This window comes from Pseudomonas sp. ADAK2 (genome assembly GCF_012935755.1).
Taxonomy (GTDB): Bacteria; Pseudomonadota; Gammaproteobacteria; order Pseudomonadales; family Pseudomonadaceae; genus Aquipseudomonas.
Genome location: NZ_CP052862.1, coordinates 4302250 through 4317484, shown reverse-complemented (window position 1 = coordinate 4317484; position 15235 = coordinate 4302250). Strand labels below are relative to the sequence as shown.

At 60.7% G+C, this 15235-nt stretch carries 11 protein-coding genes and 1 pseudogene; 11 read left to right on the top strand and 1 reads right to left on the bottom strand.

Features of this window, described 5'->3' with window-relative positions; all coding sequences use genetic code 11:
* The first annotated feature begins 172 nt into the window (after nt 1–172).
* The 11 genes from HKK52_RS19835 (at nt 173) to HKK52_RS19785 (ending at nt 14479) form a co-directional block, all read left to right on the top strand.
* The gene (locus HKK52_RS19835; protein WP_169372230.1) at nt 173–1525 is read left to right on the top strand and encodes a TolC family outer membrane protein; all 1353 of its coding nucleotides are present in this window, start codon (nt 173–175) and stop codon (nt 1523–1525) included.
* Between the two features lie 42 nt (nt 1526–1567).
* Nucleotides 1568–3724 carry a type I secretion system permease/ATPase gene (locus HKK52_RS19830; protein WP_169372229.1) on the top strand — a complete coding sequence of 719 codons (2157 nt, stop codon included), beginning with the start codon at nt 1568–1570 and terminating at the stop codon, nt 3722–3724.
* Nucleotides 3714–5081: an HlyD family type I secretion periplasmic adaptor subunit gene (locus HKK52_RS19825; RefSeq protein WP_169372228.1), complete on the top strand. Its 1368-nt coding sequence runs from the start codon at nt 3714–3716 to the stop codon at nt 5079–5081. Before HKK52_RS19830 ends, HKK52_RS19825 begins: the two co-directional genes overlap by 11 nt.
* Nucleotides 5082–5382: 301 nt before the next feature.
* Entirely contained in the window at nt 5383–6270 is an 888-nt protein-coding gene (locus HKK52_RS19820; RefSeq protein ID WP_169372227.1) for a TauD/TfdA dioxygenase family protein, read from the top strand.
* A 17-nt stretch (nt 6271–6287) separates the two neighbouring features.
* Nucleotides 6288–7313, top strand: coding sequence for an ABC transporter substrate-binding protein (locus tag HKK52_RS19815; RefSeq protein ID WP_169372226.1), 1026 nt, complete (start codon nt 6288–6290; stop codon nt 7311–7313).
* A gap of 5 nt (nt 7314–7318) precedes the next feature.
* A complete protein-coding gene (locus HKK52_RS19810; RefSeq protein WP_169372225.1) occupies nt 7319–8179 on the top strand; it encodes an ABC transporter ATP-binding protein in 861 nt (286 codons plus the stop codon).
* A gap of 20 nt (nt 8180–8199) precedes the next feature.
* Complete coding sequence (locus HKK52_RS19805) at nt 8200–9066, top strand: ABC transporter permease (RefSeq protein ID WP_169372224.1); 867 nt, start codon at nt 8200–8202, stop codon at nt 9064–9066.
* Between the two features lie 158 nt (nt 9067–9224).
* On the top strand, nt 9225–10145 hold the full coding sequence (locus tag HKK52_RS19800; protein ID WP_169372223.1) for a LysR family transcriptional regulator: 921 nt from the start codon (nt 9225–9227) through the stop codon (nt 10143–10145).
* Between the two features lie 139 nt (nt 10146–10284).
* Nucleotides 10285–11820 (top strand): MFS transporter, encoded by a 1536-nt coding sequence (locus HKK52_RS19795; protein WP_169372222.1) that lies wholly within the window; start codon nt 10285–10287, stop codon nt 11818–11820.
* 26 nt (nt 11821–11846) lie between these two features.
* Entirely contained in the window at nt 11847–12908 is a 1062-nt protein-coding gene (locus tag HKK52_RS19790) for an HlyD family secretion protein (RefSeq protein ID WP_169372221.1), read from the top strand.
* A 119-nt stretch (nt 12909–13027) separates the two neighbouring features.
* A complete protein-coding gene (locus HKK52_RS19785) occupies nt 13028–14479 on the top strand; it encodes an efflux transporter outer membrane subunit (RefSeq protein ID WP_429528421.1) in 1452 nt (483 codons plus the stop codon).
* On the opposite strand, the pseudogene HKK52_RS32665 reads toward HKK52_RS19785, so the two are convergent.
* A pseudogene (locus tag HKK52_RS32665) lies at nt 14460–14726 on the bottom strand (NYN domain-containing protein); the annotation flags it as partial. The gene HKK52_RS19785 and the pseudogene HKK52_RS32665 sit on opposite strands and share 20 nt — an antisense overlap.
* Between the last annotated feature and the right edge of the window lie 509 nt (nt 14727–15235).

Sequence of the window (15235 nt, the reverse complement as noted above, 5' to 3'; positions counted from 1 at the left end):
AACAATCGCCCCAGTAATGTCACATTGATATTTAAGCGGCGACCTGTCCTACAGCGTGTGATCCAGTTCCTGTTTTGAACTTTCCGACATACGGTCATTACTGTTGCCATCATCCGACGCAGCGCCCCTATTTGCTGTGACTCAAGACAAGAAGTTCTGGGAAATTTTCTTCATGCGTTCGTACTTGTTCAAAGCCTTACCCTTCGCCCTTGCCGCCAGTTTCGTCCAAGCACAAAGCCTTCCAGAAGCCATGCAGCAGGCGCTGGATGTCCATCCGGAAATCCAGGCTGCGGTGAATAGTCGATTGGCCGCGGATTATCAGTTAAAGGCCGCCAAAGGTGGATACCTGCCACGGGTCGATCTGCTGGGCGGTTACGGTCGCGAAGGCACCGATAACGTCACCACCCGCGCCGACACCGGCAGCAATCATTGGGAAACCCTGAACCGCAGCGAGTCGAGTCTGCGTCTGTCGCAAATGGTTTTTGACGGTTTTGCGACGTCCAGCGAAGTGGGGCGTCAACAAGCCACCGTTAATTCGCGTGCCTATTCCTTGCTGGGGACTTCCGAGCGCACCGCGCTGACCGTGGCCCAGGTTTACCTCGACGTGCTGACCCGCCGCGAATTCGTGCGCCTGGCCGAAGACAACCTGAAGAGCCACGAGCGCATCTTCGACCAGATCAAGTTGCGCACCTCCCGCGGTGTCGGCAGCGGCGCTGACATGGATCAGGCCGAAGCCCGTATGGCCCAGGCCCGCAACAACCTGATCACCGAACAGACCAACCTGGCCGACGCCGAGACCAACTTCCTCAGCGCCGTCGGCCAGATGCCCGATCAGCTTGAGCGTCCTGCACCGTTCCTGGCGCTGCTGCCGGCCAACCTGAATGAAGCCCGCTCGCAGATGCTGGAAAACAGCCCGATCCTGCGCTCTGCCGAATCCGATATTTCCGCGGCGGAAAAACAGTACGAAGCCGCCAAGTCGTCGTTCTACCCGCGTTTCGATGCCGAACTGGGTCGTTCTGCCGACAACGATGTCGATGGCCAGAATGGCCACAGCAACGAATGGCAAGCCATGCTGCGCATGCGCTTCAACCTGTTTGCCGGTGGCAGCAACAAGGCGGATCTGGAGTCCAAGTCGTACCTGTCGAACCAGGCACTGGACATCCGCAACAACGCCCTGCGCGTGTTGAACGAAGAGCTGGGCCTGGCCTGGAACGCCCTCAACAACGCCAACGCCCAAGTGCCGATCGCCCAGCAATATGTCGATCACAGCACCGCGGTGCGTACGGCTTATCAGAAGCAGTTCAGCCTCGGTCAGCGGACCTTGCTCGACTTGCTCGACAGTGAAAACGAGTTGTTCACCGCGTCGCGTCGCCTGGCGGACATTAAAAACACTCAGTTATTTACTCAGTACCGAATCAAGGCGACCATGGGCGAGTTGCTCAAGAGCCAGGGAGTGGTCGCACCGTTGGCATCCGTTGTGCAGAACGACGTGAAGCCAAAGGTTCAATTGCCCGGTATGAATTGAGCAGGACCTTCATTGTTCAATTGTTAGCCAAGAGTGCCGAGCGTGGAATCAGAAGTCAGTCGAGTTCATCTCATTCACGATCCACGCGCGCTGCATGACGATCCGTTACTGGATGGTCTGCTGGCCCTGTGCACGCTGCACCAGAAACCGGCCAGCGCGGCCATGCTCACCACCGGCCTGCCGCTGCCCAAGCAACGCCTGAGCATCGAGTTGCTGCCCCGCGCGGCGGCTCGCGCCGGTCTGCAAGGCCGGGTGCTGCAACGCAAGCTGGAAGATATTCCGGCGATTGCGATGCCGGCGCTGTTGTTGCTCAAGGACGGTCGCAGTGCGGTGCTGCTCGGCTGGCACGGTGACGACCAGGCTCGCGTGTTGCTCAGTGAAACCGATGGCGGCGAAAGCGTGGTCAGCCGTGAACTGCTGGCCGACGACTACATTGGCAAAGTCTTCTTCGCCCAACCGCAACATAAATTTGACGTTAACCACGGCACGCTGATTCCGCGTGCACGTTCGTGGTTCCGCGACACCCTCAAGCGTTCGCGCTGGCTGTACGCCGACGCCATCGCCGCCAGTTTCCTGATCAACATCATCGCCATGGCCGCGCCGCTGTTCGTGATGAACGTCTATGACCGCGTGGTGCCGAACCAGGCCGAATCGACCCTGTGGGTGCTGGCGATCGGCATCACCGGCGCCTACCTGTTCGACCTGATCCTTAAAAGCCTGCGCAGTCTGTGCCTGGACCTGGCCGGCAAGAAAACCGACCTGATCATCTCGGCGACGCTGTTCGAGCGCATCGTCGGCATGGCCATGAAGTACCGCCCGGCCCGGGTCGGCAGCTTCGCCCAGAACATTCACGAGTTTCAGAGCCTGCGCGACTTCCTCGCCTCGCTGACCCTGACCAGCCTGATCGACCTGCCGTTTACCCTGTTGATCTTCATGGTCATCGCGATTCTCGGCGGCCATCTGGTTTGGATTCCGGTGCTGGCGTTCCCGATAGCGCTGCTGATCGGCTACGCCTTGCAGAAGCCGCTGGTAGCGACCATGGAACGCACCATGGCCCTCGCCGCCGAGCGCCAGTCGAGCCTGATCGAAACCCTCGCCGGCCTCGACGCGGTGAAGGTCAACAATGCCGAAAGCGAACGCCAGTACCAGTGGGAACAGACCATCGGCACCCTCAGCCGCCTCGAACTGCGGGTGAAAATGCTCTCCGGCCTGGCGATGAACATCACCTTGCTGATCCAGCAACTGGCCGGGGTGATCATGATCGTCTTCGGCGTGTACCAGATCATCGACGGTCACCTGAGCATGGGCGGCCTGATTGCCTGCTACATGCTCAGTGGTCGCGCGCTGAGCCCGCTGGCCTCGTTGTCCGGCCTGTTGACCCGTTACCAGCAAGCGCGGGTGACCATGGTTTCGGTGGACCAGATGATGGAGTTGCCGCAAGAGCGCAACTTCGAAGAACGTCCGCTGAGCCGCAAGGTCCTGCAAGGCGCCATCGAATGCCGTCAGCTGAACTTCACCTACCCGAACCAGCAGAACCCGGCGCTGAAGAACATCAACCTGATCATCAAGCCCGGCGAGAAAATCGGCATCATCGGTCGCAGCGGCTCGGGTAAAAGCTCCCTGGCCAAACTGCTGGTGGGCCTCTATCAGCCGGACGACGGCGCCTTGCTGGTGGATGGCGTTGATATCCGCCAGATCGACGTCAGCGAACTGCGCCACAACATCGGCTACGTGCCCCAGGACATTCAATTGCTCGCCGGCACCTTGCGCGACAACCTTGTGTCCGGCGCACGCTATGTCGAAGACGAACTGGTGCTGCAAGCCGCCGAACTGGCCGGCGTGCACGAATTTGCTCGTCTGCACCCGCAAGGTTATGAACTGCAAGTCGGCGAGCGCGGGCAGAACCTGTCCGGCGGCCAGCGGCAGAACGTGGCACTCGCGCGTGCGCTGCTGCTCAACCCGCCGATCCTGCTGCTCGACGAACCGACCAGCGCCATGGACAACACTGGCGAAGAACGCCTCAAGCAACGCCTTGCCGCTGTGATTGAAAGCAAAACCGTGGTGCTGGTGACGCACCGGGCATCGCTGCTGTCGTTGGTGGATCGCCTGTTGGTGATCGACCGTGGGCAGATTCTCGCCGATGGGCCGAAAGCCGTTGTGATGGAAGCGTTGAAGAAGGGGCAGATCAGTGTTGCTTAAGTCGGGTGTCAAAGACTCTATCCGCCGCTACTTCAAAGGCTCCGCCTCGCTGCAAGGCCAGCCATTGCCGGAAGTGAACAAAGCGCTGATCGAAGATGCGCCGCGCGTGGTGCGGCTGACCATCTGGGCGATCATCGGCTTCTTCGTGTTCCTGATGCTCTGGGCCAACTTCGCGGTGATCGACGAAGTGACCAAGGGCGACGGCAAGGCGATTCCATCGTCGAAGATCCAGAAAATCCAGAACCTTGAGGGCGGTATCGTCTCCGAACTGTTCGTCAAGGAAGGGCAGATCGTCGAGGCCGGCGCGCCGCTGATTCGTCTGGACGACACGCGGTTCGCCTCCAACGTTGGCGAAACCGAGGCGGATCGCCTGTCGATGTTGCTGCGGGTCGAGCGTTTGAGCGCCGAGGTCGATGACCGTCCGCTGAACTTCCCGGCCGACGTGCTCAAAGCCGTACCGGGCCAGGCGGCCAGCGAAGAGTCGCTGTACACCAGCCGTCGTCAGCAACTGCACGATGAAATCGGTGGCTTGCAGGAACAGTTGATCCAGCGTCAGCAAGAGCTGCGCGAGTTCTCCTCCAAGCAGTCGCAGTACCGCAATGGCCTGGCGTTGCAACGCCAGGAAATCAACATGTCCGAGCCGTTGGTAGCCCAGGGCGCGGTGTCGCCGGTGGAAGTGCTGCGGCTCAAACGCGCCGAAGTGGAAACCCGCGGGCAACTGGACGCGACCACCCTGGCCATTCCGCGCGCCGAGTCGGCGATCAAGGAAGTGCAGCGCAAAATCGACGAAACCCGCGGCAAATTCCGCAGCGAAGCCCTGACCCAACTCAACGAAGCCCGCACCGATTTGAACAAGGCCCAAGCCACCGGCAAAGCGCTGGAAGATCGCGTGAGCCGTACGTTGGTGACATCGCCAGTGCGCGGGATCGTCAACAAACTGCTGGTGAACACCATTGGCGGCGTGATCCAGCCGGGCGTCGACCTGGTGGAAATCGTGCCGTTGGACGACACCTTGCTGGTGGAAGCCAAAGTCCGCCCGCAAGACATCGCCTTCCTGCACCCGGGGCAAGAGGCGACGGTGAAATTCACCGCGTACGACTACACCATCTACGGTGGGCTCAAAGCCAAGCTTGAGCAGATCGGCGCTGACACCATCACCGATGAAGACAAGAAAACCACCTACTACATCATCAAGCTGCGCACTGATCGCAGCCACCTGGGAACGGACGAGAAACCGTTGCTGATCATTCCGGGGATGGTGGCGTCGGTGGACATCATCACGGGGAAGAAGACCGTGCTCAGCTATCTGCTCAAGCCGATCATTCGGGCGCGGGCTGAGGCGTTGCACGAGCGGTAGGCAGATAAACCTTGTGGCGAGGGAGCTTGCTCCCGCTGGGGCGCGAAGCGACCCTAAAAAAAAGGACTGCTGCGCAGTCCAACGGGAGCAAGCTCCCTCGCCACAGGTAGCTCATCGCTAGTTCTGCCATATCGTTATTCACTAACGGTATTTAAATTTCAATTCTTATGACTATAAAGTCACTCTCCTGCGTACCTGCCGACCAATCGGCGCGCCGCACGACACGAACCAACACGGGACCTCCGTGAGTTTCTGATCGACGCGCGCGCCCTTGAGCGTGCCGTGCGTGGGAGTGATTCAAATGTCAGCCGTCTCTACGTCGCAAAGCATCGCACCGCAAACCTTCGACATCCGCCCGTTCAGCGGCGCCGTCGGTGCCGAAATCATCGGCCTGGACCTGTCCCGCCCGATCAATGACCAGGACTTCGCCCGCATCCACCGCGCGCACCTGGATCATCACGTCGTTGTGTTCCGCGACCAGCGCATTACCCCCGAACAGCAAATCGATTTCAGCCGCCGCTTCGGCGTGTTGCAGATCCATGTGCTGAAGCAGTTCCTGCTGACCGGGCACCCGGAAATCCTCATCGTTTCCAACATCATCGAAAACGGCGTCTCCGTCGGCCTCGGTGATGCGGGCAAGTTCTGGCACTCGGACCTTTCCTATAAAGAACTGCCGAGCCTCGGCTCGATGCTGCATGCCCAGGAATTGCCATCCGAAGGCGGCGACACCCTCTTCGCTGACATGCACAAAGCCTGGGACGGCTTGCCCGAGGCGTTGCGTAAAGCCGTTGAAGGTCGCTCCGCCGCGCACTCCTACACCGCGCGCTACAGCGAAACCAAATTCGAAGGCAACTGGCGCCCGACCCTGACCCCGGAGCAGCTCGCCCAGGTCGCCGAAGTCGTGCACCCGATCGTTCGCACCCACCCGGAAAACGGGCGCAAAGCGTTGTTCGTCAGCGAGGGTTTCACCACGCGCATCGCCGGCCTGCCGGAAGATGAGAGCAAACAACTGCTCGACGAGCTCTACGCCCACAGCGTGTTGCCGCAAAACATCTACCGCCATCAGTGGCAGCCCCACGACCTGGTGTTCTGGGACAACCGCTCGCTGATTCACCTTGCCGCCGGTTGCCCCAGCTACCTGCGCCGCAAGCTGTTTCGCACCACCATCCAGGGCGACGCGCCTTTCTGATTTGTCGGAGATCCATCATGTCCAAACGTCTTTCATTGGCACCGCTGGCTGCGGCCATCGGCCTGGGTTTCAGCCTGCTCGCCAGCAGCCTGTTGGCACCGACCGTGGCCCAGGCTGAAGGTGAAATCCGCATCGCCGAGCAGTTCGGCATTGTTTACCTGCTGCTCAACGTGGTCCGCGATCAAAACCTGATCGAGAAGTACGGCAAGCAGGAAGGCATCGACATCAAGGTCGACTGGACTCAGCTCTCGGGCGGCGCGGCGGTCAATGATGCGTTGCTATCCGGTTCCATCGACATTGCCGGCGCCGGCGTCGGTCCGTTGCTGACCATTTGGGATCGCACCCACGGCAAGCAGAACGTCAAAGCCGTCGCTTCGTTGGGTAACTTCCCGTATTACCTGGTGAGCAATAATCCCAAGGTCAAAACCATCGCTGACTTCACCGAAAAGGACCGGATTGCGGTGCCGGCGGTCGGGGTTTCCGTGCAGTCGCGCTTCCTGCAATACGCGGCGGCCAAGCAGTGGGGCGACAAGGAATTCAATCGCCTCGACAAATACACCATCGCCATTCCACACCCGGACGCGACGGCTGCGCTGATTGCTGGCGGCACTGAGCTGACCGGGCATTTCTCCAACCCGCCGTTCCAGGATCAGGCGTTGGAAAACCCTAACGTACATGTGGTGCTCAATACCTATGACCTGCTCGGCCCGAACTCGCCGACGGTGCTATTCGCCACCGAGAAATTCCGCGACGAGAACCCGAAAACCTACAAGGCGTTCGTCGAAGCCCTGACCGAAGCGGCGCAATTCGCGCAGAACGATAAAGGCGCAGCGGCGGACACTTACATCCGCGTGACCAAGGCCAAAATCGACCGTGCGGCGCTGCTGAAAATCATCGACAACCCGCAGTTCGAATTCAGCGTCACGCCGAAAAACACCTACCCGCTGGCGGAATTCCTCTACCGCGTCCGCGCGATCAAAAACAAACCGGATTCGTGGAAGGATTACTTCTTCCAGGACGCCAAACCGCTGCAAGGGAGCTGATCGAGATGAACGCTCCTTTGCAAGGCCACACGGCCAGCAACCCGATCGCGGCAGCCCAGGCGCTGCTGTCGGTCGATCACGTCAGCCTGGAATACCGCACGCCGCAGCGGGTTGTCCGGGCCACCCATCAGGTCAGTTTCGAGGTCGATCCGGCGGACCGCTTTGTCCTGCTCGGCCCGTCCGGGTGCGGCAAATCGACGTTGCTCAAAGCCGTCGCCGGGTTCATTCAGCCTTGCGAGGGTGAGATTCGTCTGCTGGGGCAAACCGTCGACGCACCGGGGCCGGACCGGATCGTGGTGTTCCAGGAATTCGATCAACTGCCGCCGTGGAAAACGGTGAAGCAGAACGTGATGTTTCCACTGCTCGCCTCTAAAACCCTCAAGCGCAAGGACGCCGAGGAGCGAGCGCTGCATTATCTGGACAAGGTCGGGTTGGCGGCGTTTGCCGATGCCTATCCGCATACCCTGTCCGGCGGCATGAAAGCGCGGGTAGCCATTGCTCGGGCGTTGGCGATGCAGCCGAAAATCCTCCTGATGGACGAACCCTTCGCCGCTCTCGACGCGCTGACCCGACGCAAGATGCAGGAAGAATTGCTGCTGCTCTGGGAAGAGGTGCGTTTTACGCTGCTGTTCGTCACCCACTCCATCGAAGAAGCGCTGGTGGTGGGCAATCGCATCCTGCTGCTGTCGCCGCATCCGGGTCGCGTGCGGGCGGAAGTCCACAGTCATCAATACGACTTGCACAGCCTCGGCGGCGTGGCGTTCCAGGAATCGGCGCAGCGGATTCATCGGTTGTTGTTCGATGAAGGTCAATCGCCGGAGACCGAGCGCGAGCTGGATTTCGCCGACATCCGCATCGCTTATTGAGCCATTGAGAGGATTGCCCGATGAGCCAGTTTTCATCTGCGCGTAAAGAGTTCGAAACCGACCTGCAACCGCTGCTCAGCGTGCCCGTGGAGCGTGAACTGCCCCTCGGTCAGCGCCTGTGGCAACAAGGCTGGCTGCGCAAAAGCCTGATCCTGATTTTGCTCGCGGTACTTTGGGAAATCGTCGCCCGCGTCCAGAACAACGACCTGTTGCTGCCAAGCTTCCTGCAAACCAGCAGCGCGCTGTATGACGGCCTGCTCAGCGGCGAATTGCTGGGCAAAGTGTGGATTTCGCTGGTCGTTTTACTGAAGGGTTACCTGATTGGCATCGTCCTGGCCTTTGCCCTCACCACGCTGGCGGTCTCGACGCAGTTCGGTCGCGACCTGCTGAGTACGCTGACCTCGATGTTCAATCCGCTGCCAGCGATTGCACTGTTGCCGCTGGCGTTGCTGTGGTTTGGCCTGGGGCAGAACAGCCTGATTTTTGTGCTGGTGCATTCGGTGCTGTGGGCTTTGGCCCTCAACACCTATGCCGGGTTTCTCGGCGTCTCTGAAACCCTGCGCATGGCCGGGCGCAACTATGGCTTGAAGGGTATGCGTTTCGTGCTGTTCATCCTGATCCCGGCGGCGCTGCCGTCGATTCTGGCGGGGCTGAAAATCGGCTGGGCGTTTGCCTGGCGCACGTTGATTGCGGCTGAGTTGGTGTTTGGGGCCACCAGCGGCAAGGGCGGGTTGGGTTGGTATATTTTTCAGAATCGGAATGAGCTTTATACGGACAAGGTGTTCGCCGGGTTGGCGGTGGTGATTTTGATTGGGCTATTGGTGGAGAACCTGGTGTTCGACACGTTGGAGCGGGTGACGGTAAAGCGCTGGGGGATGCAGCGCTAACCCCCAATCCGTAGGAGCAAAGCTTGCTCGCGATGAACGATAACGCGGTCTACCTGATACACCGCGGCGTCTCAATCGCGAGCAAGCTTTGCTCCTACGGGTAGATTCGCTGCTAGCATTGCGTCTGAATCAATCCTGATCAGCCAAGAGTGCTCAGCATGCAACTCCCGGACATGAACCTGTTGGTCGCCCTCGACGCTTTGCTCGATGAGGGCAGCGTGGTGGGCGCCGCGCGGCGGATGAACCTCAGCCCGGCGGCCATGAGCCGCACCCTGACGCGCATCCGCGAAGCCATCGGCGACCCGATTCTGGTCCGCGCCGGCCGTGGGCTGGTGCCGACCCCCAAGGCGTTGGCACTGCGTGAACAGGTGCGGGACGTGGTTGAGCAAGCGGCGCTGCTGTTCCGCTCGGCGGAAGCGGTGGAACTGAGCACGTTGCGTCGGCGCTTCAGCATCCGCGCCAATGACTTTTTCGTCGGCGTTTACGGCGGCAAGTTGTTCGACACCATGGAGCGTCAGGCCCCGCACTGCGAGCTGCGCTTCGTCCCTGAAGGCGATGGCGACGATGAGGCGCTGCGCGAAGGGCGGATCGACCTGAGCATCAGCAACAATCGCCCGGTGATGCCAGAAGTGAAGATCCAGAACCTGTTTTCCACTCAGTTCGTCGGCCTGGCGCGGGAAGATCATCCGCTGTTCGATGAAGAAATCACCGCTGAGCGCTACGCCGGGTTTGCCCACATCAGCATGTCCCGGCGCGGGATTGCCCGTGGGCCGATCGACACCGCGCTCAACGCCTTGGGGCTGGAGCGCCGCGTGGCGGTGATTGCGCCGAGCTTTCACGCGGCGATGTTTGCCTTGCCTGATTCCGATCTGCTGCTGCCGGTGCCGAAGGAAGCGCTGCTGAGCGTGCGGCGTTTGGGGTTGAAGCTGCGTTCGTTCACGTTGCCGATTCCATTGCCGACGCTGATGCTGACCCAGGCCTGGCATCCGCGGTTCGACAAGGATTCGGCTCATCGCTGGATGCGTGAGACTCTTAAGGCGTGTTGTGATGAGACGTGGTTGGCTGCGCAACCGGTTTGAAGATCAAGAGATGCGATTTTTTGATCTTGTCTTTTGATTGCTGCGTCTGGCGCACTTATAAACTGCCAATAAGTCAATTTTCGTAACGTCCCATCCTCCCTAAAATGCCCCGGTATTCACACACCGGAGCTCGCAGTAAATGACTTCCCTCACGGCCCCGGCCCCTCTCGCCGTGGCCAGCCCTGCCGCCATCACGCCGCCGGTATTCGGTCTGCGGATCATCATCGGTCTGGTGGGCGTGTTGCTGGCGGTGCTGGTGTCCGGCCTGAACGAGATGGTGACCAAAGTCGCCCTGGCCGACATTCGCGGCGCGTTGGCCATCGGCTACGACGAAGGCACCTGGCTGGTCGCCAGCTACACCGCGACCTCGGTGGCAGCGATGGCGTTCGCGCCGTGGTGCTCGGTGACGTTCTCGTTGCGCCGTTTCACCCTCTGCGCCATCGGCCTCTTCACCCTGCTGGGCGTGCTGTGCCCGTTCGCGCCGAACTACGAAAGCCTGTTGCTGATGCGCATCGTCCAGGGCCTTGCCGGCGGGGCGTTGCCGCCGATGCTGATGACCGTCGCCCTGCGTTTCCTGCCGGCCAACGTCAAGCTCTACGGTTTGGCCGGGTATGCCCTGACGGCGACCTTCGGCCCTGGCCTCGGTACGCCATTGGCCGGGTTGTGGACCGAGTACGTCGGTTGGCAATGGACCTTCTGGCAAATCATCGTGCCGTGTTTGATTGCCATGGCGGCAGTGGCTTACGGTTTGCCTCAGGACCCGCTGCGCCTGGAGCGCCTGAAGCAATTCAACTGGCGCGGTTTGCTGCTGGGGTTTCCGGCGATCTGCATGTTGGTGATCGGCATCCTGCAGGGCAATCGGCTGGACTGGTTTGAATCGAGCCTGATCTGCCTTTTGCTTGGCGGCGGGCTGCTGTTGTTGGTGCTGTTTTTGATCAACGAATGGTCGCAGCCGATCCCGTTCTTCAAGTTGCAGATGCTCGGGATTCGCAACCTGTCGTTCGCCTTGATGACCCTGGCCGGCGTTCTGGTGGTGCTGTTGGCGGTGGTGATCATTCCGTCCAGTTACCTGGCGCAAGTCCAGGGTTATCGACCGATCCAGACCGCGCCGATCATGCTGATCGCGGCACTGCCGCAGTTGATCGCGCTGCCGTTGGTGGCGGCGTTGTGCAACTTGCGCTGGGTGGATTGCCGCTGGGTGCTGGGGATCGGTTTGAGCATGCTGGTGCTGTCCTGCCTCGGCGGTTCGCAGCTGACCTCGGTGTGGATTCGTGATGATTTCTACGTCCTTCAACTGCTGCAAATCTTCGGGCAACCCATGGCGGTGTTGCCGCTGTTGATGCTCTCCACCGGCAGCATCACGCCGATGGAAGGGCCGTTCGCCTCGGCCTGGTTCAACACCGTCAAAGGCCTGTCGGCGGTGATCGCCACCGGCATCATCGATGCGCTGACCACCGCACGCCTGCATTTCCACTCGACCATGTTGGTCGACAGCCTCGGCAACTCGCCCCTGGCCGACAGCGACAGCGCCGGCCTTGCCCATCGACTGCATGAGCAGGCCGTGGTGCTGACCGCTTCCGATCTTTATCTGTGCATGGCGGGCGTCGCGGTTGCGCTGATCCTGCTGATTTTCTGGCTGCCGACGCGGATCTTCCCGCCCCGTGCGCCGACTTGAACGCTTCACTGAAACAGAAGGTTTTTATGACGACTTTTACCAAGCAAAAAGTGGCGGTCGGCGTGGCTACCGCGATCGCGGTCGGCGTGCTGATTTACTTGGTCGCACCGGGTCTGTTCGGCAAACGCACGCAACAGAGCACCAACGACGCCTTTGTCTCGGCGGACTTCACCTTGGTCGTACCGCGTGTCGCCGGGTTTATCAAAGAGGTGCTGGTGGAGGACAACCAGCAGGTCAAGGCCGGGCAGTTGCTGGCCTTGATTGATGACCGCGACCTACGCGCCGCCGCCCAGGCCGCAGACGCCGAAACCCTGGTGGCCAGGGCGCAACTGCAAAACGCCCGGGCAACCCTTGAGCGTCAGACCTCGGTGATCGCCCAGGCCCAGGCCACAGTGGTCTCGGCCAAGGCAGAAATGGCTTTCGCCGAGCATGAATTGAACCGCTACAACCACCTCGCTGGCGTCGGCGCCGGCACGGTGCAGAACGCGCAACAGGCGCGTACCCGCATCGATCAGGCGACCGCGCGGCTGGCCAATGCCACGGCGGTGCTCGCGGCGGAGCGCAAGCAAGTGGACATTCTTACCGCCCAGCGTGATGCCGCCGAAGGTGGACTGAAACGCTCGCAAGCGGCGCTGGAAATCGCCAGTTACGAACTGTCTTACACGCGCATCGTCGCGCCGCAGGACGGCATGGTCGGTGAGCGGGCGGTGCGGGTGGGCGCTTATGTCACGCCGGGCAGCAAGATTCTCGCCGTGGTGCCGTTGGCCCAGGCTTTTGTGGTGGCCAATTTCCAGGAGACTCAATTGCGGGATGTGCAGCAGGGGCAGGACGTGCAGGTGCGCGTTGATAGTCTCGGCGGTGAGATGTTGAGCGGTCGCGTCGAAAGCATCGCACCGGCCACCGGGGTGACGTTTGCCTCGGTCAAACCGGACAACGCCACCGGCAACTTCACCAAGGTCGTGCAGCGGATTCCGGTGAAGATCGTCCTCGATCCGGGCCAGCCATTGGCGGAGCGGTTGCGGGTCGGGATGTCGGTGGACGCGCGGATTGATACGGCGACGCCAATGCGTGAGGTGGCCAAGCGATGAACTCTCTCGCAATCCTGTGGCGAGGGAGCTTGCTCCCGCTGGGCCGCGAAGCGGACCCAAAAAAATCGACGAGTGCTGCGCACTCGAGCGGGAGCAAGCTCCCTCGCCACAAAAGCTGCATGCTGTCAGCCGCTATTGTTTTGAGTCTGTTGTCCCTGAGCGCCTGCACCGTCGGCCCGGACTTCCTCAAACCCGAGCCACAGCAAGTCGCCGAATGGTCAAAACCCGCCAACGCCGCGGAAAGCCAAGCGACGACGCAGACGATGGACGAGCGCTGGTGGGAAGTGTTCCACGACCCGAAACTCTCGGCCCTGAGTCAGCGCGCCCTGACCGATAACCTCGACCTGAAGCTCGCCAGCAGCCGCTTGCAGCAAAGCCGCGCCGCACGGCAAGTCATCACCGCCGACCGCTATCCCATGACCGCCGCCACCGGCAGCTACGGGCGTGAACGCAACAGCGGCGAAGGCCTGAGCGATCCTTCCGGCAAAAACGGCCACTCGGCCTTCAACCTCTGGGACGCCGGTTTTTCCGCCTCCTGGGAACTGGATTTCTGGGGCCGCGTGCGCCGCGAAACCGAAGCCGCCGACGCCACCCTCGAAGTCGCGGAAAACGACCGTCGCGGCGTGCTGTTGTCGGTATTGGCTGAAACCGCCCAGGACTACATCCAGCTGCGCGGCGTGCAGAACACCCGCGCTGTCACCGAGCAGAACCTCGACGTCGCCCGGCACAGCCTGAAGCTCTCGCAATTGCGCCTGGCCGACGGCGTTGCCACGGACCTGGACGTCGCCGAAGCCGCCGCGCAAGTGGCAGCCATCGAGTCGCGCCTGCCAGCGTTGGAGCAGCGTCAGTCACAACTGATCAACGCCCTGAGCCTATTGATGGGCGAACCACCGCAAGCGTTGCACGCCGAGTTATCCACAGACGCGCCAGTGCCGCAGACCCCGCGTCAGGTCGCCATCGGCCTGCCGTCGCAACTGGCCGAACGCCGCCCCGACATCCGCCAGGCCGAAGCCCGCCTGCATGCCGCGACGGCAAGCATCGGCGTGGCCAAGGGCGATTTCTATCCGCGGATCACCTTGTCGGGCAACATCGGTTCCCAGGCCATGCAACTGAGCGATTTCGGTTCCTGGAGCTCACGCTCATTCGGCATCGGCCCGCAATTCAGCTTGCCGCTGTTCGACGGCGGTCGCCTGCGCGGCATGCTCAACCTGCGCGAAGCCCAGCAACAGGAAGCGGCCATCGCCTATCAGCAAACCGTGCTACGCGCCTGGCATGAAATCGACGACCAGTTGACCGCCTACAACGCCAGCCAACTACGCCGCGACAGCCTCGCCGAAGCCGTCCGCCAAAACCAGATCGCCCTGCGCACCGCGCAACAGCAATACGTGGAAGGCGTGGTGGATTTCGTCAACGTGCTGACCGTGCAAGGGGAGTTGTTGGCGACTCAGCAGCAATGGGTTGAGAGCTCGACGGGCGTGTCGTTGGCGATGGTGGGGTTGTACAAGGCGTTGGGGGGAGGGTGGGAGTCGGTTTATCCGGTGGCGAAAGTCGCTACCAATAATCCGGTTTGATGGCTGGCGTCTTGCGGGTAGGGACCTTTTCTGGAAACTGGTGTGACTGGAGCTTTTCTGCAGATATGACTCTTCGCATCCAGTGAGCGTTTTCTTTCAACGATCCAGGCGATGGTCGGTTTAACCCTGCTCGATGAGGAAGAATGACTCCAACGGTAATGTCAGGAAAATCTTCACGAATAGCTCTAAGGGCAGGAGTCATGTCGGTGTCGCTGGATACCAGCACTAGCTGTTCGATACGTTCATGAACTTCGAGTGCGGCTTGTATGGAGTACCCGCGAGCAATCCATAGAACACGTTGTAGCCATCAGCAAAGAAAGCTGTACGCACAAACTTGATCCTCAGAAACGAAAAAACCGGCCTAGGCCGGTTTCTTCACCCCAACGGCCAGTGAATTTAATCTCTGCGTACGGGGTTCAGTAGGGCGATCCTAAGTTGTGTGGTGCCAAATACGTCAACCTTCGATTGACTGAGGCTCTAAACGACTGGATGAAATCCCGCACCGGCAACCCAGTTTTGGGTAGGTGCCGGGTTGATGGTCAAGTCACAATTGGCTTCATCTGTTAACGGTTGCGACAGGCAAGCTGCGAAGAGGGGAATAGTGTGCAGGGGCGAAGCGTCCATCCTCCCGCTTCAGTTTCGACTGAAGGCGAGTTCCCGTTTTCGTGTGGGATTTTGTACCCGCTCTCATTAAGTGGGAGAGCAAACGAACACTCTGAAAATTTTGTCCTTTTTGAAACAACACATTTCCACCCA